We start from the raw sequence: 17,327 nt of genomic DNA, 5'->3' as shown, positions 1-17,327 counted from the left end.
GTTTACATGTCTTTGAGAGTAAAATAGCGGGTGAGTAACGTTGAAGCTCGAAGAGTGTGCGTGTTATTTTTTATTTTTAAGTGCTTTCTTCTCAGCACGTCTGCGTTTGAAAAAGTTTGACAATAATTGACTACATTCAGCTTGCATTACACCGATACTCGTTTCAATTTGATGATTAAGTTGTTCATTATTAGTGAGGTTTAAAGCGCTACCCGCTGAGCCTGTTTTTAAGTCAGGGCTGGCGCAAACTAAACGCTTTATTCTGCTGTGTACTAATAAACCAGCACACATAGGGCAGGGCTCTAATGTTACGTACAACGTGCAATCAATTAAACGGTAGTTGTTAAGCTGTTTTCCTGCTTCTCGTATCGCTAACATTTCAGCGTGTGCAGAGGGGTCGTTAGTCATAATTGACTGGTTAAACCCTCGGCCAATTATTTCTCCTTGGTACACGACAACCGCCCCTACAGGAATCTCATTATGTTGTTCGGCTTGTTGTGCTAATGCATAAGCTTGCTGCATAAAGTACACATCATCTTTTTCATGATTGTCACTAGCCACATTTAATGGTTTTTTATTTAATTCACTCATAAGAAAAGTTCTAATAAATCGTTTAAAAAACGTTGTCCGGTTTTGGTAACTTGCCAAAGTACTATGCCGTTGTGATTGCTAGACTCCATTAAGCCTTTTTGTTGCGCGATGAGTAAGGTTGGTTCAATGGTTTCAATACCTAGCCCGGTTGTATTTTGGTAGTCGATTACATTAAAGCTGGTATGTAGTCTGAGTTGGTTCATCATAAACTCAAACGGACGTTCACTTTTATCAACCTCAGTTAAATGATCAAGATGTTCACGGTGTTGATCAAGGTAGCCTTTCGGGTGTTTTACTTTAACGGTTCTATATATTTTTTGCGCTATGGTGTCGGTAACCTTACCGTGAGCACCACAACCAATACCTAAGTAATCACCAAACTGCCAATAGTTAAGATTATGTTGGCATTGATAACCTTTTTTAGCGTAGGCTGATATTTCATATTGAATATAACCCGCTTCGGTTAATAGTTTTACGCCTTGGTCTTGAATCTCCCAAAGAATATCGTCTTGTGGCAGCGTTGGCGGTTTAGAATGAAAAGCAGTATTAGGCTCTATGGTGAGTTGATACCACGATATATGGGTTGGATTAAGGCTAATCGCGGTTTTTAAATCATCTAATGCATTGTCTATAGATTGATTTGGTAAACCGTGCATTAAGTCTAAATTAAAGCTACTCACACCACACTTTGTCGCTAAATCGGCCGCTTTTTTCGCTTGATTACTGTCATGAATACGACCGAGCTTGATGAGCTTATCTGAGGCAAAACTTTGTACGCCAATAGATAAACGAGATACGCCGGCGTTAAAAAAACCAACAAACTTGTCTGCTTCAACCGTGCCGGGGTTCGCTTCTAAGGTTATTTCAATATCAGCTTTATGTGTAAAGCGGGCGAGTACTTGTGTTAACAAAGACTCAATCGCCTCTGGTGAAAACAAACTTGGGGTGCCGCCACCAATAAAAATAGAGTGCAAAGGGCGATCTGTTAAGTTAAAGCGTTGAATATCGGCATCTAAGTCTTCAATGAGTGCTCCAACATAAGCTTGCTCTGGAATAGTATTTTTCAGTGCGTGAGAATTAAAATCACAATAAGGGCACTTTTCAACACACCAAGGGATATGAATATATAAAGATAATGGTGGTGCTTTTAACATGAATAAAGAGCTCTTGAGGTTGTGAATGATTAATAACTTACTTTAAGCGCTGCACTAACTGCTGTAATGCTTGCCCGCGATGACTGAGTTTATTTTTAATATCTCGTGGTAACTGTGCAGAGGTCATTTGTAACTTTTCTTGGAAAAAAACGGGATCATAACCAAAACCTTGATCACCTTGTTTTTCACGGCAAATGCTTCCTTCCCAAACCCCATGACAAATAATAGGCGTTGGATCTTGTGCGTGTTTCATATAAACCAAAACACAATGAAAACGAGCACTGCGTTGATCATCAGGTGTATTTTCTAAAGCATTAAGCAGTTTATTTGTATTATCTTCATCTGTTACATTACCTTGAGTTATATCTTGTGCGTAACGCGCTGAATAAACTCCTGGCGCACCTTGTAAGGCATCAACTTCTAAACCTGAATCATCTGCTATTGCTGGTAAGCCAGTAATACTTGCAGCATGGCGGGCCTTAATAATAGCGTTTTCAACAAATGTAGTACCCGTTTCAGCAACGTCAGGCACATTAAAGTCACTTTGTGGCACAATGCTAATGCCTTGCTCAGCGAGTAATTGAGCTAACTCGTTTACTTTTCCTTGATTACCAGTAGCTAAAACGATTGTTGTCATAGTAGAAAGTACCTTACGTTAACGGGGCGTTTACTTATTACAGTTTGTACATTATAAATAGCTGAAAATTTTTATAAGTATATTTTCTAAGCGTATATTTAACATGCGTATAAATTAAAGCCGCTATTCTACCTTAGATGCCGCCTTATCGCGAAGCATTGTTAGCGATAAACAGAGTTGGTTAATGTGTATCATTCTTTTAATTTTATTAAAGTGTAATCTTGATGATACATTGCAAAAAATCTTAACGTGTCGTTGTTAAGAAGTCATACAAGCAGGTGATACGAGCACTGCGTTTTAAATCCTTATGATAAACAAACCAAATTGACTCATCTTTTTTAGGTAAATCTAAAGGTACAAGGCAAAGGGTAGGGTCTGTTAATGCTTGATATTTAGCTAAGGGACCAATGCCTACACCATTAATAATGGCTTGATAAATATCAGGAAAATTATTGCTTTGAAATGCAATTCTATCTTTATCTATGTGTCCAAGAACATATTGAACAAAGGGGATACGGTGCTTTTCAACAGAAGGTAATACCCATAAATGTTCATTCAGATCAGCAAGTGTTGCTGGTATGCCATATGTTTCAACATAGTCAGAACTTGCGTAATATTGAGTATTTAATGGCATCAATTCTTTGACAATTAAATCGACACCGTTTGGTCTAGGCCCAGCGCGTAACGAGATATGTGCTTCACCAGAGTCTAGGGCGATAATCGTATCGGTCGAGATCAGCTTAATACGAATGTTAGGGTATTCTTGTAAAAACAGCTTTAATTTCAAAGTAAGTACCGGAGAGTATGAACTTACAGTGGTAATTCTAAGCTCACCACTAATATCCCCTTCAACATGTTGGAGTTTGTTTTCTAAGCTAGCAAACTTAGCTAATAGCTCAGGCATTTCATCCATAAGAATAAAGCCCGCGTCGGTTAACTTATAACCTCGTTGATGACGAATAAAAAGCTTAACGTTTAGCGCTTGCTCTAGTTGGTTAATACGCCTTAGTACCGTTGAATGGTTAATATTTAGAGACTTACCAGCCTTGCTGAGGCTCCCATCAAGGGCTACTTGATATGCTGTTTTATAATCATCCCATGAAATATTCTTCATTTAAATTCTTTAGTTGTGCAAATATGCACAACAGTTTCGCATTTATAGTTATATTTTGCTAGCTATAACTTGGTTATGATATGGCAATGTAAACAACTCGGGATAAGGAGCGGGTATGTTAAAAAACTCACCAAATGGCTATGGTTTGATTGCAATTGTTATTCATTGGCTCATGGCAATTACGATATTTTCAGTTTTTGGCTTAGGTCTATATATGGTGGAGTTAACCTATTACGACACTTGGTATAAAGGCTCGTTAGATTTACATAAAAGCATTGGTATGACTTTATTTATAGTGCTATTACTGCGTATGGTTTGGCGCTTCGTTAATGTTACTCCACAAAGCGCAGACAATAATGCCAGTCGTTTTGAAAAGGGTCTTGCGCATTACGGACACATTTTTTTGTATATTTTAATGGCAGTATTAATGTTAAGTGGTTATTTAATTTCAACGGCTGATGGCCGAGCAATTGATGTATTTGGTGTTGTTTCAATACCCGCAATACCGTTTAGTTTTGAAAACCAAGAAGATATAGCCGGTGAGATTCATGAAATACTGGCTTGGGCACTTATTGTATTAAGTGCAGGGCATGCTTTAGCCGCACTTAAACATCATTTTATAAATAAAAATAATACCTTAGTGCGTATGCTTAAAGTACTACCCAGTAATAAATGCTTAAAGTAAGAGCAAAGTAAATAAACAGCAATGCCGTTAGTGTGAAATAGCACGTAACGATAAATTATTAATGCACAATCAATATACAACCAAACGAAAGGAAAACTTTATGAAAAATACAGTATTAGCAAGTGGCTTATTATTAAGTACGTTATTTAGTAGCGTGGTAGCACATAGTGTACAAGCGGCTGACTATAAGGTTGATGTAGAAGGCGCTCATGCTTTTGTTGAATTTAAAATTAAACATTTAGGCTATAGCTGGCTATTAGGAAGATTTAACCATTTTGACGGCGACTTTTCATATGATGCAAAGAGCCCTAACCAAGCGAAAATTAACATTGAAATTGACACTAACAGTATTGACTCTAATCATGCTGAACGTGATAAACACCTAAGAGGTAATGACTTTTTAGATGTTAAAAAATTTCCTAAGGCGACTTTTGTTAGTAAAAGCATCAAGTTTAGCGATGCTGAAAATGCGGTTGTAACAGGTGACTTTACGTTAAAAGGTGTCACTAAAACGATTTCATTTGATGTAGTAAAAGTGGGCGAAGGTCAAGATCCGTGGGGCGGTTACCGCGCTGGTTTTTCAGGGACAACTAGCTTGAAGTTGACAGACTATAATATTAGCTACAATTTAGGTCCAGCATCGACCCATGTTGAAATGGGCTTACACATTGAAGGTATAAGGCAGTAAGTAAAAAAAGCCCCTGTAATACCCTTATGGTGGAAGGGGTTTTTTTGTTTTTATTGTCCATTGCTACAAGTTAGTTAGCATTGGTCAGTATGGCTAAGGTAGCTACCTAAATAACTTACTTTATTTAGGTAGCTTTGCTCCTTGAGTTGTTGCTTTTATTACATCCTCTAACCGTCAAGCACCTTTTTCGTATACAAATATAATCCGCTCAAATGCATCCTCAAAAGTATACTTATTATCTTCTTTAAGTGGCGTTACTTGGCTGTAATTTAAACGACTTCTTGTTTAAAAAAAACATTTTACTTCAAATAAAAGTACTTTTTTAAGTTAACTAATTGTTATTAAAAATAATTATAGATGTTGGCTTATATGTAAACTCTCCGTAAGTTGAATACCCTTGTGCTACTATATTAGTAGCAACCTAGCTACTAATATAGTAGCATCGTTATTGTCGGTAATTTAATAACAGAGGAATATTATGTCGATCCCCATACCCGGAGAACAAGTTCGTGGCTCTAAAACAGGTAAACCTATTATGGCATTACTCGATTTATTGGGGCGTACATGGGCTTTAGGAGTTATATGGCAGCTCAGTAAAGGCAGTGCAACTTTTAGGGATTTGCAGCAGCGTTGTGAACAAATATCGCCGAGTTTATTAAACACACGTTTAAAAGAGTTAAAAGCCCTAAGCTTGGTTGAGTCAACCTCGTTAGGTTATCAACTAACACCGACGGGAGTTGAGCTATTCGCGATTATTACTCCATTAGGTCAATGGTCTGAGTATTGGGCGCAGCAAATAAATCAGGAAAAAGTAGATGATATATAGCAATATGCCTCTTGATAGGTGTACTAATCAACGTAAAAATAAGCGCTGGTTAACAGCTCAATTCAATCATCCTAATACCTTATTTTGTATTGTAAATAATGATATGGGGCTTTTTAGCTGCGACGAAAATAGCACCAAAGCGGTATATTTAACTCAACAGCAACTCAGTAACTTATCTCTGAGTAGTTGCATTTATTTAGGCAAGAAAATTGATACTAATGCGGGTAGCAGTGTAAACAGCAGTGCTGATAGTAGTAGAGCTAGCAATATAGTCAAAGAGTCCGATCAGTCTTTTTTCGCTGTTAACTTAGAGAGTTTACATTTTTCAACACAAGACAGCTTAGCTGTATTAGGACAATGGCAATCATTAAGACAAGTTACCGCTAATTTATCTGCTGCTGATGCCGCCATTCAAGCGTTAGCAAAAGCGTTAATACACTGGCATAACACTCACCAATATTGCGGAAAGTGCGGTAATATCAATCGTTCAACAGAGGCGGGACACGCGCGGCGCTGTAGTGAGTGTCGTAATATGTCATTCCCTCGTACGGATCCTGCGGTTATCATGCTCGTTGAACATCAATTTTCTGATGGTGTTGCCCGCTGTTTGTTGGGGCGACAAGCAAGCTGGAAAGCTGGCATGTATTCAACACTGGCAGGTTTTGTTGACCCTGGTGAGACCCTAGAAGAAGCGGTTATTAGAGAGGTTGGCGAAGAAACAAAGGTTGTGGTTAGCAACCCACAATATATTACCTCACAACCTTGGCCTTTTCCTGCTTCTATTATGCTCGGTTTTACAGCCGTTGCGACATCAACAGCAATAGATATTAGTGAAGATGATTTAGAAGATTGCCAGTGGTTTTCCCGAGAACAGCTCGATAATGTTCAAACCGGCAGTCGAGATTCTATTTCATCCTACTTAATTCATGCTTGGAAAAATAAAAAAATAGGTCAATATTAATGTGATTTCATGAGGAGTAAGTGAGAGTGGTAATGACAAATTGCTATTATCTCAGCTTAAAATTTGATACTGTTAATAAATACAGTGCTTTTGTTGTTGATTAACGTTATTTATTAAGCACTGCGTACTTTCTTCTATATAGGATCAAATCATGACATCTTCTGTTATGCAGCAATTATTGAGCTCCCCTTTATCACCATTCTTGTTTTGCGCATTATTTTTTATATTATCCATTGTGTTACTTTGCACAGTGCTCATCAAACAAAGTAGGCAACGTAATGAGCTAATAGCGTTATATAACCAACAACAACTCAATTGTCTTGAGTTAGTTAAACAATATGGACAAAGCGCCGAAGCTAATTTTTTACAACAGCTTGTACAAATTCAAGAAAAGCAAAAGTTGCAATTAGCGAATACTTTTGAGCAACAAATGGCTGATTTACGCATTAAGCTATTACGCCAGTTTAGTGAGCAAAAAGATCAACTGAACCAAAATCAAAATCAATCGCTTGACCAGTTATTACAACACCTTAATAGCGCAACACAAACCAATCGCGAAGAATTAGCAAAGTCATTAAGCCAAAGTAGCGAACAAATGACAAAACGTATTGATAGTCTTACCGAGTCAACCGACAAGCGTTTACAAGAAATTAGCGGTCAAGTAGAAAAACGCTTAAGTGAAGGTTTTGAAAAAACCACAAAAACCTTTAGTGATATTCTGCAGCGTTTGGCTTTGATTGATGACGCCCAGAAAAAAATTACAGAGCTTTCAAGTAATGTCGTGAGTTTACAAGAAGTGCTAAACGATAAACGCTCGCGCGGTGCTTTTGGTGAAGTGCAACTTAATAGCTTGATTCGCAATGTACTGCCTGAGCAAAGCTTCAAATTACAGCACACTTTATCAAATGGGAAAATTGCCGATTGCGTATTATTTTTACCAAAGCCTACTGGTAATGTGGTAGTGGACTCTAAATTTCCCCTTGAAAGTTACCGTAAAATGATGGACTTAGAGGTTGCGGAGTTAGATCGAAAAGTTGCAATGCGTCAGTTTAAACTTGATATTAAAAAGCATATTAATGACATTAGTGATAAATATTTAATTGATAATGAAACGGCTGATGGCGCCATTATGTTTATTCCCGCAGAAGCTATTTTTGCTGAAATTCACGGTCATCAAGCTGACTTAGTAGAATACGCGAATAAAAAACGCGTATGGATGGCATCGCCAACTACGTTAATGGCTATACTTACTACCGCAAGGTCGGTGTTAAAAGATGAAGCCACGCGTCAACAAATTCATATTATTCAAGCACACTTATCTGACTTAGGGCAAGATTTTAGCCGTTTTAAAAGTCGCTTTGCCAATTTAGCGAAACATATAGACCAAGCAGCGGTTGATGTGCAGCAAATTCATACTTCAGCGAATAAAATTTCCAACCGCTTTGAAAAAATAGAAAAGGTTGAGTTGACACCAAAGAATAGCAAAAGTTCTGAGTTAAAACTGGCTAAGCTGAGTCAGGGTGATTAACACCTGCTGAACTTACTAGCTTTGACGACAAGCTTAAAAACATACTGGTTAACTTACACTAGACGTTTTATACTGTTTCGTCTGATTTATCGAGAAAGTATTATAACAATGAATAAACTTAAAAATTCACTACTGGTTGGCACAACTGCGTTCATCGCTGTTATGTCAGGCACAGTATCGGCAAACTCTTTTGAAAAAAGCTACAACAGCATTAATGCTGAGCAACTAACCGAACATGTTCAAGTGTTATCTTCAGATAAGTTTGGTGGCAGAGCGCCGTCAAGTGAAGGTGAAACATTAACGCTTAACTACTTAACTGAGCAGTTCAAAGCGATTGGTTTTAAGCCAGGCAATGGTGACAGCTTTTTACAAGAAGTACCGTTAGTCTCAATTGAAGCCTCACCTGAAATGGTATTAAGTATTGGTGGTAAAGATTACCAGTACAAAACTGATATGGTGATGGGCAGCAGCCGTATTACAACCTTATCTGAATTGAAAAACTCTGATTTAGTATTTGTTGGTTACGGTATTAATGCGCCAGAATACAACTGGAATGATTATGAAGGCTTAGATGTTAAAGGTAAAACCGTGGTCATGCTAGTTAATGATCCTGGTTATGCTACACAAAACCCGGACTTATTTACCGGTAATGCTATGACTTATTACGGTCGCTGGACTTATAAGTATGAAGAAGCCAGCCGTCAAGGCGCAGAAGGCGCTATTGTTATCCACGAAACTGCTCCGGCGTCATACGGTTGGGATGTGGTAAGAAATTCTTGGTCTGGTCCACAGTTTGGTTTTCAACGTGATGATTTAAATAAAGGTCGTGTTGCTGTTGAAGGTTGGATTAATAGTGAAGTTGCCACAGAGTTATTTGCTAAAGCAGGTTTGAATTTCGAACAAGCGAAAGTAAAGGCGGCTCAAGGTGGATATAACGTTGATATGGGCAATTTAACAGCCTCTGTTACGGTAAAAAACACTATTAAAAAGTCAATCTCTAATAACTTTATTGCCACTTTACCGGGCAGTAAAAAAGCAGATGAACATATCATTTATACCGCGCATTGGGATCACTTAGGCACAGATTTGAGTAAAAAGGGCGATCAAATTTACAATGGGGCAGTTGATAATGCCACTGGTACTGCGGCATTAATTGAAGTGGCCGAAGCGTTTACTAAACTCGATAAACAGCCTGATCGTTCAATTACCTTTTTAGCGGTAACAGCAGAAGAACAGGGCTTACTTGGCTCTAAATTTTATGCAGCTAACCCAGTAATAGCACCGAAGAAAACGGTAGCTAATATTAATATGGATGCGTTAAATGTTAATGGTCGTAGTAAAGATGTCGCTGTTTATGGTTTAGGTCAATCAGAGCTTGATAATTACTTAACTAAAGCGGCTAAAAAGCAAAACCGTATTATTTCAGGTGATCCTCGTCCAGCCAGTGGCATTTATTACCGCTCAGATCACTTTGCCTTTGCCAGTGTTGGTATTCCAGCATTGTATGCAAAAGGTGGTAAACAAGCGGCAGATGCAAAAACTGCAGAGCTAAGAAAAACTTTAGATGCTAAGTTAGCCAAATGCTACCACGGTTTATGTGATGAGTACTCAAGTGATTGGGACTTGTCTGGGGCTGTAGAAGATATGCAGTTATTCTTTGATATCGGTTATGTGTTATCAAATAACGGTCAATGGCCACAATGGAGTAAAACTTCTGAATTTAAACGTTAAATTTAACGAAGAAGTTAGTAAAATAGCTGCTAGAGAAACCATTTTTTAAGCCGAGATCAGGTTAGCTAGCACTTATTATTACATTGATAAATAAAAAATCCTGCACGCATTTGCCTGCAGGATTTTTTATTACGAATTTTTAGCTAATACTTGCTTTAAGCTTTTCAGTAATAGCGTATCTAAAACCTCATTAGTAACCACTCTTGAAATCAGTAAAGCGATAAATACAGCGATAACCATTAGCACAATAGAATAGCCCCAAAGTAAGTAAGTGGCGGTATTGAGCAAGGCAATAAAGAAAATAGGAAAAGCAAAAGTAATTAACGTAAATGGGTTTATCACCCTGTTATCGATAACGTCATTACGTGCTTGTGATAGTAATGAAAATTGTTGATCTCGAGGTAAGCTTTTAATTTCATTAAAATAGTCGATGTATGCTTTAATGTTCATAATGTCCTTATTCTCTTCATCCGTTTAATTCATTGGCTCGGTAATTATTAGTTTATGTTTGATTGAATTCATAGCAGGGCGTACATTACGTTTTTGTGTTTTGCATTAAGATAAATACACAATCCCTATTATTTAAGATACACCCTCTAAAATTATGCTACTTCACTCATATAATGAGCTCGATTTCCAACCATTTAATCATATGAACTAAAAGCGAAAAAGTACAGATAGGCCTAAGTTTTTTGTGGCAATATGAGCTATTTCTGTAGTTTCATAATCTAATGAAAGAGCCACAGAATTATTAAAGGCGTATGCAATACCTAACCCTGTTGTGAGAGATACACCGGTATCTGACTTTTTTTGAGTATCAAGCTCGTTGGAGCTGTTAGTTAAAAAAGTAAAATCGTTATCCCATAATAAGGCACCTAAATGTGCTTTTAAAAATAAATTGTCTGTTATTGGGTAGGTGCCGACTGCTCGTATATCAAGACCCATTGTATCAAAGCTACCTTGGTGAAGTGTTTTCATGGTGCCATTTGCTTGTTCTTCGGTAACTGAGAAATTAGCGCTCCCAAATGATGCTAAAGCACCTTCTATTGCAAGGTAGCGATTAAACTGATGACCTGCAAATAGCTTCCAACCCGTTTTTGAGGTGCTTTCGTGGTATTCAAGCGGTGATAAAGCGCTAGTATCAACTTGAGGGTGAAAATTGATATCATCGTAACTACTATTTTGTAAGCTAACACCAAAGTATGTAAATTGATTTGCATTGTTGGCAAAGACGTTAAGTGATAAGCAACTTAGTGATGTAATAAGTATTGTTTTGAGAGATTTCATTTCTATCCTTGGAGTAAAATTAAGAGCTTGTCGTAGCATTAAATAAATGAGTATTGTAATTATACCTGGGCTTATATCTGGGCTTATATCTAGCGATATTTTGCTCAAAGAGCCTTTGGGTGACTATTACTGATAACCGCTAAATTTATAGCGGTTATCAGTATTGTTAATCTTATTGTTGAAAAGCAACGTGCACAAAAACAATGAGTAGTAATACCGGACAAATAAAGCGTAGGTAAAACCCTAATAGTTTCAGTTTAGGTTGTGCTTTAAGGGTTGCTAAATTGGTGAGTTTATTACCGCGTTGCCAAATCCAGCCAACCACAATGAAATAAAATAGCGACATTAAAGGCTGTAATATTGTCGTTAATATTTGAATCACTAAGCCAAAGAGTTGATCGAAAAATGCAATGAGTAGCATACTTGCGACAAAAACAATCGTCGAAATTATCCATGTTGCGCGTTTACGATTCATCTGTTTATCTTCAACTAAATACGCTACCGGAAGCTCTGTTGAAGAAATAGTCGAAGTTAATGCGGCAATAGCTAATAGCGCAAAAAAGGCAAAAGACACTAATAAACCACCTGTGCCCATTGAGCTAAATAGGGTCGGTAAAATATTAAAAATTAATTGTGCTTTGTCAATTAGCTTACCATCAGCGAAAACCTCTTGCCCGCCATGCTGAGCAACAAATAATGCCGGTATAATTAATAGTCCAGCAATAAAAGCGATAAAAGTATCGAGCAACGTTATTGAAATAACTAAGCCACCGAGGTTTTTGTCTTTAGGAATGTAAGAGCCGTAAGCCATCATCGCACCAACGCCAATAGCAAGTGAGAAAAAAGCTTGTCCCATTGCCGAGACAATTAATGTTGGCTCTGTTATTTGGCTGAAATCAGGTTGTAAGTATAAAGTTAAACCTGCTTGAGCGCCGTCTTGTTGTAAAATATAAACAATTAAGCCAAGTAGCATAACAAGCAGTAATGGCATTAGTCTGGCAGACCAACGTTCAATACCGCCATGTACACCTTGATGAACAATGGCAGCACTTAGCACGATAAAGATAGGGGTAAAAACAATATTACGTAATGTACTTGAGGTTGATAACCATTGAGCAATATCAGCTAAGCCGAGTAGTTGTGCAATTGAGGCCAACGCATGCGCTAACATCCAGCCTGCAACAATAGTGTAAAAACTTAGCATCATAATAGCGCCAATAATGCCAATAATACCGGCACCATGACCTATTTTTTTAAAGCGTTCGCCACAAGCTTTAGTTAGTGCTGAAACAGGGTTAGTTTGTGCTTGGTTACCAATATAAATTTCTGCATAAAGTGCTGGCAGTGCAAGTAAAAAAGTGACAATAAGGTAAACCACTAAAAAGGCACCACCGCCGTTATTTGCAGCTTGGGTTGGAAAACCCCAAATATTACCTAAACCAATAGCAGCTCCTGCGGCAGCAAGAATAAAACCAAGGCGAGAATGAAAAGAGTCGCGAGTTGTAGTGGAAGCCATAGAAATTAACTAAATTACTCAGTAGATGTTAAATTTTGGCAAAGCTTACCGAGATAAAAGACGCAGGGGAAGTTTTTTTTAGTTTTGTTACATTTTACTCGTAATTTGGTGAAATAAATTTATGATACAATCCTAGCCCGTTGCCGTGCATGTACGGTTAACCTTGTTCTGTTTTCATGTAGCTATATAAAACCCTTATGTCAGAAAATACTCTAAATTTTGAAATTATTCCGGTTACACCTTTTGCGCAAAATTGCACATTATTTTGGTGTAATGAAACGAAAAAAGCGGCTGTCGTTGATCCCGGTGGTGATATTGAAAAAATCATTGCTGCCATTACTCGTCATAAATTAACATTAGAGAAAATATTGTTAACCCATGCACACATTGATCATGCGGGTGCTACTACGGCACTCGCGGCACACTATAATGTAGCTATAGAAGGTCCCCATAAAGCCGATCAATTTTGGATCGACATTGTTGAGCAACAAAAAATGCAATTTGGTACGGCATTTTCTTATGCTCAGCCTTTTACGCCAAATCGTTTTTTATCACAAAATGATACCGTAAGCTTTGGCAATATTACCCTTGAAGTGTATTTTTGTCCTGGGCATACCCCAGGACATGTCGTTTTCTTTCATCGTCAATCTAAGTTAGCCCAAGTAGGCGATGTGTTATTTAGTGGCTCAATCGGCCGTACTGATTTTCCTCGAGGGGATCATGCCACGTTAGTTCACTCTATTCGTCATAACTTGTTTCCCTTAGGCGATGATGTTCGCTTTATTCCCGGTCACGGACCTATGAGCACCTTTGGTCATGAACGCCTAACAAACCCTCATGTTAGTGATCGTGCGGTAAATAGCCAAGTAAAAGGACAAACTCATGCCTAGTGTACTTATGAGTGTGCAACAGCAACTCATTCGAGTTAATAACAGTAAAGTATTTCAGTTTTTAGTTATTGCCGTCATTATTATTTCGGCGCTATTAATAGGCGCTAAGACTCACCGTATTAGTGAAAATGCATTGGCAATCTTATTAATGCTTGATGTTGGCGTAACTATTTTCTTTACTATAGAACTCTCTATTCGTTTCTTGGCAGATCCACAAAAGAAACAATTCTTTAAAAATGGCTGGAATATTTTTGACACTATTATAGTCATTGGCAGTTTAATTCCATCTGGTGGAACGGGCATTTTATTAGCACGTTTATTACGTGTTTTCAGAGTATTGCGTTTAGTTTCGATGATACCTGAGCTGCGAATACTGATTAACGCACTACTCAAAGCAATACCCCGTATGGGCTATATCGCTTTGTTAATGTTTGTTATTTTCTATATTTATGCCGCAATGGGCAGCATGTTCTTTAATAGAATTAATGAAGTATTGTGGGGCGATGTTTCTATCTCAATGTTAACGCTATTTCGTGTGGCAACATTTGAAGATTGGACCGATGTTATGTATGAAACCATGGCAGTGTATCCAATGAGTTGGATTTTCTACCTTACTTTCATCTTTTTAACCGCTTTCATTTTTTTAAATATGATGGTTGGTACCGTGTTAGAGGTGATGGGACAAGAGCATGAGTTATATCGTGCTGAACTTCATGGCGAGTCTCCAGAAGGGGCTGAGCCTGCAAGTCGTGCTCAAATTGAAAAATTAGAACATGAACTCGCAGAAATTAAAGCCTTGTTAGTGGCAAAAAGTACAACAACTGATGTGCTTAAAGAGCCGCGTTAACGTTACGTTGAGCGTGTTAGCGTTATTTACTTGTGTTACTTGCTTGTATTATTTCCTCTACAGGCGCTATTGGCTTTTGGTAATGATACGATCTAAATGATTAGCAAAGGTTTGACGGTCACTTTGACTCAGCGCCGCAGGTCCTCCAGTATTAACGCCACTGGCGCGCATAGTATCCATAAAGTCACGAATGTTTAAGCGTGACTTTATGTTTTCTTTGGTAAATAACTCACCACGCGGGCTTAAGGCCTGAGCCGACTTACCAATGACTTCATCAGCAAGCGGAATATCACTCGTGATCACTAAATCTCCCGCGGCTACTTTTTTTACAATTTCATCATCAGCAACATCAAAGCCACTACTAACTTGCATAAAACTAATAAAGGGAGAGGGAGGCACTTTTACATAATGGTTAGCGACTAAAGTGGTGCTAATTTTAGTGCGATTAGCCGCTTTAAATAAAATTTCTTTGATTACAACAGGACAAGCGTCCGCATCAACCCAAATCTTCATTGTTATATTGACCTTATTTATGCGTTACCTGATGGTATAAAATTAGTTAACCTGAGCTCGGCTTAATAAATGTTTCTCTAGCAGCTAATTTTCCTAACTTCTTCGTTAAATTTACTTGCAATAGGCCAGCTATTGACGCGAAATTCTCCTTGAATTAAGAAAAACTATCAAGCTAGCGATTCATAAAAGTAATTTTTGCTGATATTTCAATTTGTTAAATATCTCTTAAACCGAGTTCAGGTTAGTTAACCCGAGCTTAGGTTAGTTAATATGATACCCTAATCAACAGAGACTTTCTTATTTATGCGCCAAGTATTAAGTCAGTTTCTTCTTGAAGTATGATTAGTTAGCTCATGTTAGCAATATTTAACGGGCAAACATGGTTTGTTATAGCTATTAAGTTTCTTTATTAAATGCAGGTGATAATGCTCAATGAAAAATAGCGCAGAAATGAAAGCGATTAATAAGCAAGTTGAGCCCAAGCGACATTATGTGCAAATATGGCAAACGGTGCAGCGTATTCCTCAAGGTAAAGTGGCTTGTTATGGGCAGGTTGCCGATTTAGCTGGGCTACCCGGTAGAGCTCGATTAGTTGGGAAAGCACTCGGTTGTGTTCCCAAAGATGGTTGGCGAAATCAAAACGTGCCGTGGCAACGGGTAATTAACTCCCAAGGAAAAATCTCTTTTGCTACGGGGAGCGAGGCTTTTATTAAGCAGAAACAGTTATTGCAAGATGAGCAAGTAGTGGTAATAGGGGCTAGGATAAAATTAAAAGACTTTCAGTGGCAGCCTGATTTAGTTGAGTTACTATCTCTTGAGTTTTAATCACGTTATATAAAATGATAATCCCTCGTTAAGTATCAACAATATAAAAAAAGCATAAAAAAACAAGTACAAAGAACAAGTGTAAAAAAGCCCAGTAATTCACTGGGCTAAAAAACATTCAGGGAGATTTAAATAAAACCTAAACTCAGGCTAGTTAGTTTGACCGAGTAAGCTTTTGCCATTAATGGCAATTTTTCGAGGTTTTAGTGCTTCGGGTATCTCTCTTTCTAGATCGATATGAAGTAAACCATTTTTCATAAATGCACCGATGACTTTTACATGCTCACCGAGTTGAAATTTACGCTCAAAGTTGCGCTCGGCAATGCCTTGATGTAAAAATTTACGTGGTGCTTTTATCGTACTATCACCCTCTGTGCTTTGATTGTTTTCGTTACTATTATTCGCTTTAGTGCCAATAATAATTAAATGATTATCTTTTGATTCAATATCAATATCTTCTTCACTAAAGCCAGCTACAGCCATTGTAATTCGATATTGATCTTCTGCTAATAGTTCCACATTGTACGGAGGGTATGAAGATTGTTTGTCAGCTCTTGATGCTTTATCAATTAATCCAGCTAAGTGGTCAAAGCCAATAAATGAACGGTAAAGTGGGCTAAAATCTGTTGTAGTTCTCATAATAATTTATCCTAATAAATAGCAATAATGTAAACTAACCTTTCATAATGAACAGGTTGTAATGTATATGAAATCCCTTACGGCGACTTCATAATTAAAGATGGGATTAGGAATTTATTTTTCAAGGATGAAGTACAATAAAAATAAAAAAATTTCTATTGTACTGTTTTATATAGCTATTTAATTTTATTTTTATTGTTCTTCAGCTTCATCAAGCACAATAACAGGGGCAATGTTTTTAACTTTCGTTAATGCTTTATCATAATCAGGGTGTTGTGAAATATTTGCAACTAACTCTTTATAAGCAACCTTTCCTTGCTCATCAATAATGAAAATAGCACGTGTTAATAAACCCATATCTTTAATAAGTAAACCATAGGCTGCGCCAAAATCACGCCATACTGAATCAGATAACACTTTTACGGCATTAACCCCTTCGGCTTTGCAAAAGCGCTTTTGTGCGAACGGCAAGTCGTTGCTAATGGTTAGTATTGTAATATTTTGAGCTAGCTTGGCGGCTTCTTCATTAAAGCGTTTGGTTTGTAATGAGCAAACACCAGTATCTAAACTAGGTACTACTGAAATCAATAATGTTTGTCCTGCAAAGTCAGCCAGCTGAACTGGCGTAAAATTCTTATCAACGACTTTGAAGGCAGGGGCTTTTTCGCCAACATTAACTTGATTACCCAGTAAAGTAACAAACTTATCACCCGCTTTGACTAGGTCTTGGGTGGAAGCCAGTTCATTGGTGTTAAATGAATTAGCAAAGCTTGGTGAAACAAAAAAAATATTGCTTAATAATAAAGCACATACAGAAATCGTAGAGCGAGAAATTTTCATGATTAATTAAATTTGATGTGAATTTGTACCAAGTTTAACCGTTTAGAAACAAAAG

The 17,327-nt window shown here is 37.6% G+C and carries 19 protein-coding genes; 9 read left to right on the top strand and 10 right to left on the bottom strand.

Going from position 1 to position 17,327, the window contains the following annotated elements; genetic code table 11:
• Positions 1–63: 63 nt before the first annotated feature.
• The 4 genes from tadA to ABD005_RS08385 form a co-directional block, all read right to left on the bottom strand.
• On the bottom strand, positions 64–591 hold the full coding sequence (gene tadA, locus ABD005_RS08400; protein WP_343816927.1) for a tRNA adenosine(34) deaminase TadA: 528 nt from the start codon (positions 589–591) through the stop codon (positions 64–66).
• Positions 588–1,745, bottom strand: a complete 1,158-nt coding sequence (hemW, locus tag ABD005_RS08395) for a radical SAM family heme chaperone HemW (protein WP_343816925.1) — start codon at positions 1,743–1,745, stop codon at positions 588–590. Before hemW ends, tadA begins: the two co-directional genes overlap by 4 nt.
• A 37-nt stretch (positions 1,746–1,782) precedes the next feature.
• On the bottom strand, positions 1,783–2,382 hold the full coding sequence (gene rdgB, locus ABD005_RS08390) for an RdgB/HAM1 family non-canonical purine NTP pyrophosphatase (protein WP_215980622.1): 600 nt from the start codon (positions 2,380–2,382) through the stop codon (positions 1,783–1,785).
• 244 nt (positions 2,383–2,626) lie between these two features.
• Positions 2,627–3,496 carry a LysR family transcriptional regulator gene (locus ABD005_RS08385; RefSeq protein ID WP_343816922.1) on the bottom strand — a complete coding sequence of 290 codons (870 nt, stop codon included), beginning with the start codon at positions 3,494–3,496 and terminating at the stop codon, positions 2,627–2,629.
• 115 nt (positions 3,497–3,611) lie between these two features.
• Here ABD005_RS08385 and ABD005_RS08380 point away from each other — a divergent pair, with 115 nt between their 5' ends.
• The 6 genes from ABD005_RS08380 to ABD005_RS08355 all read left to right on the top strand — a co-directional run bounded on the left by ABD005_RS08380 (position 3,612) and on the right by ABD005_RS08355 (position 9,915).
• Positions 3,612–4,181 carry a cytochrome b gene (locus ABD005_RS08380; RefSeq protein WP_343816920.1) on the top strand — a complete coding sequence of 190 codons (570 nt, stop codon included), beginning with the start codon at positions 3,612–3,614 and terminating at the stop codon, positions 4,179–4,181.
• A gap of 100 nt (positions 4,182–4,281) precedes the next feature.
• Positions 4,282–4,869, top strand: a complete 588-nt coding sequence (locus ABD005_RS08375; protein ID WP_343816918.1) for a YceI family protein — start codon at positions 4,282–4,284, stop codon at positions 4,867–4,869.
• Positions 4,870–5,347: 478 nt separating this feature from the next.
• Positions 5,348–5,695: a winged helix-turn-helix transcriptional regulator gene (locus tag ABD005_RS08370; protein ID WP_343816917.1), complete on the top strand. Its 348-nt coding sequence runs from the start codon at positions 5,348–5,350 to the stop codon at positions 5,693–5,695.
• The gene (gene nudC / locus ABD005_RS08365; protein WP_343816915.1) at positions 5,685–6,656 is read left to right on the top strand and encodes an NAD(+) diphosphatase; all 972 of its coding nucleotides are present in this window, start codon (positions 5,685–5,687) and stop codon (positions 6,654–6,656) included. Before ABD005_RS08370 ends, nudC begins: the two co-directional genes overlap by 11 nt.
• Before the next feature lie 151 nt (positions 6,657–6,807).
• The gene (locus ABD005_RS08360; RefSeq protein WP_215980616.1) at positions 6,808–8,184 is read left to right on the top strand and encodes a DNA recombination protein RmuC; all 1,377 of its coding nucleotides are present in this window, start codon (positions 6,808–6,810) and stop codon (positions 8,182–8,184) included.
• 162 nt (positions 8,185–8,346) lie between these two features.
• Entirely contained in the window at positions 8,347–9,915 is a 1,569-nt protein-coding gene (locus tag ABD005_RS08355) for a M28 family metallopeptidase (RefSeq protein WP_343817182.1), read from the top strand.
• 129 nt (positions 9,916–10,044) lie between these two features.
• Here the strand turns inward: ABD005_RS08355 and ABD005_RS08350 are convergent, their stop codons facing one another.
• The 3 genes from ABD005_RS08350 to ABD005_RS08340 all read right to left on the bottom strand — a co-directional run bounded on the left by ABD005_RS08350 (position 10,045) and on the right by ABD005_RS08340 (position 12,718).
• Complete coding sequence (locus ABD005_RS08350; protein ID WP_343816913.1) at positions 10,045–10,365, bottom strand: hypothetical protein; 321 nt, start codon at positions 10,363–10,365, stop codon at positions 10,045–10,047.
• A gap of 207 nt (positions 10,366–10,572) precedes the next feature.
• Positions 10,573–11,202, bottom strand: coding sequence for an outer membrane beta-barrel protein (locus ABD005_RS08345; protein ID WP_343816911.1), 630 nt, complete (start codon positions 11,200–11,202; stop codon positions 10,573–10,575).
• A gap of 172 nt (positions 11,203–11,374) precedes the next feature.
• Positions 11,375–12,718, bottom strand: coding sequence for a sodium-dependent transporter (locus ABD005_RS08340; RefSeq protein WP_343816909.1), 1,344 nt, complete (start codon positions 12,716–12,718; stop codon positions 11,375–11,377).
• 197 nt (positions 12,719–12,915) lie between these two features.
• Between ABD005_RS08340 and ABD005_RS08335 the strand changes: the two genes are divergently transcribed.
• Both ABD005_RS08335 and ABD005_RS08330 read left to right on the top strand, forming a co-directional pair.
• Positions 12,916–13,608, top strand: coding sequence for an MBL fold metallo-hydrolase (locus ABD005_RS08335; protein ID WP_215980611.1), 693 nt, complete (start codon positions 12,916–12,918; stop codon positions 13,606–13,608).
• Complete coding sequence (locus tag ABD005_RS08330) at positions 13,601–14,455, top strand: ion transporter (protein ID WP_343816907.1); 855 nt, start codon at positions 13,601–13,603, stop codon at positions 14,453–14,455. The genes ABD005_RS08335 and ABD005_RS08330 overlap by 8 nt, the downstream gene beginning before the upstream one ends.
• Before the next feature lie 66 nt (positions 14,456–14,521).
• Here ABD005_RS08330 and ABD005_RS08325 read toward each other — a convergent pair whose 3' ends face one another.
• Positions 14,522–14,968, bottom strand: a complete 447-nt coding sequence (locus tag ABD005_RS08325) for a YaiI/YqxD family protein (RefSeq protein ID WP_343816905.1) — start codon at positions 14,966–14,968, stop codon at positions 14,522–14,524.
• 432 nt (positions 14,969–15,400) lie between these two features.
• Here ABD005_RS08325 and ABD005_RS08320 point away from each other — a divergent pair, with 432 nt between their 5' ends.
• Entirely contained in the window at positions 15,401–15,793 is a 393-nt protein-coding gene (locus ABD005_RS08320; RefSeq protein WP_343816903.1) for an MGMT family protein, read from the top strand.
• Between the two features lie 150 nt (positions 15,794–15,943).
• Here the strand turns inward: ABD005_RS08320 and ABD005_RS08315 are convergent, their stop codons facing one another.
• Positions 15,944–16,432, bottom strand: a complete 489-nt coding sequence (locus ABD005_RS08315) for an Hsp20 family protein (protein ID WP_343816902.1) — start codon at positions 16,430–16,432, stop codon at positions 15,944–15,946.
• 192 nt (positions 16,433–16,624) lie between these two features.
• The gene (gene tpx / locus ABD005_RS08310; RefSeq protein WP_343816901.1) at positions 16,625–17,272 is read right to left on the bottom strand and encodes a thiol peroxidase; all 648 of its coding nucleotides are present in this window, start codon (positions 17,270–17,272) and stop codon (positions 16,625–16,627) included.
• Positions 17,273–17,327: the final 55 nt, after the last annotated feature.

Origin of the sequence: Colwellia asteriadis (assembly GCF_039523295.1) — a bacterium.
Lineage (GTDB): Bacteria > Pseudomonadota > Gammaproteobacteria > Enterobacterales > Alteromonadaceae > Colwellia > Colwellia asteriadis.
This window is presented reverse-complemented; position numbering and strand designations above follow the sequence as displayed.

Coding starts and splice junctions, on each gene's coding strand:
- tadA (WP_343816927.1), bottom strand. CDS start 591: ATGAGTGAATTAAATAAAAAACCATTAAATGTGGCTAGTGACAATCAT.
- hemW (WP_343816925.1), bottom strand. CDS start 1,745: ATGTTAAAAGCACCACCATTATCTTTATATATTCATATCCCTTGGTGT.
- rdgB (WP_215980622.1), bottom strand. CDS start 2,382: ATGACAACAATCGTTTTAGCTACTGGTAATCAAGGAAAAGTAAACGAG.
- ABD005_RS08385 (WP_343816922.1), bottom strand. CDS start 3,496: ATGAAGAATATTTCATGGGATGATTATAAAACAGCATATCAAGTAGCC.
- ABD005_RS08380 (WP_343816920.1), top strand. CDS start 3,612: ATGTTAAAAAACTCACCAAATGGCTATGGTTTGATTGCAATTGTTATT.
- ABD005_RS08375 (WP_343816918.1), top strand. CDS start 4,282: ATGAAAAATACAGTATTAGCAAGTGGCTTATTATTAAGTACGTTATTT.
- ABD005_RS08370 (WP_343816917.1), top strand. CDS start 5,348: ATGTCGATCCCCATACCCGGAGAACAAGTTCGTGGCTCTAAAACAGGT.
- nudC (WP_343816915.1), top strand. CDS start 5,685: ATGATATATAGCAATATGCCTCTTGATAGGTGTACTAATCAACGTAAA.
- ABD005_RS08360 (WP_215980616.1), top strand. CDS start 6,808: ATGACATCTTCTGTTATGCAGCAATTATTGAGCTCCCCTTTATCACCA.
- ABD005_RS08355 (WP_343817182.1), top strand. CDS start 8,347: ATGTCAGGCACAGTATCGGCAAACTCTTTTGAAAAAAGCTACAACAGC.
- ABD005_RS08350 (WP_343816913.1), bottom strand. CDS start 10,365: ATGAACATTAAAGCATACATCGACTATTTTAATGAAATTAAAAGCTTA.
- ABD005_RS08345 (WP_343816911.1), bottom strand. CDS start 11,202: ATGAAATCTCTCAAAACAATACTTATTACATCACTAAGTTGCTTATCA.
- ABD005_RS08340 (WP_343816909.1), bottom strand. CDS start 12,718: ATGGCTTCCACTACAACTCGCGACTCTTTTCATTCTCGCCTTGGTTTT.
- ABD005_RS08335 (WP_215980611.1), top strand. CDS start 12,916: ATGTCAGAAAATACTCTAAATTTTGAAATTATTCCGGTTACACCTTTT.
- ABD005_RS08330 (WP_343816907.1), top strand. CDS start 13,601: ATGCCTAGTGTACTTATGAGTGTGCAACAGCAACTCATTCGAGTTAAT.
- ABD005_RS08325 (WP_343816905.1), bottom strand. CDS start 14,968: ATGAAGATTTGGGTTGATGCGGACGCTTGTCCTGTTGTAATCAAAGAA.
- ABD005_RS08320 (WP_343816903.1), top strand. CDS start 15,401: ATGAAAAATAGCGCAGAAATGAAAGCGATTAATAAGCAAGTTGAGCCC.
- ABD005_RS08315 (WP_343816902.1), bottom strand. CDS start 16,432: ATGAGAACTACAACAGATTTTAGCCCACTTTACCGTTCATTTATTGGC.
- tpx (WP_343816901.1), bottom strand. CDS start 17,272: ATGAAAATTTCTCGCTCTACGATTTCTGTATGTGCTTTATTATTAAGC.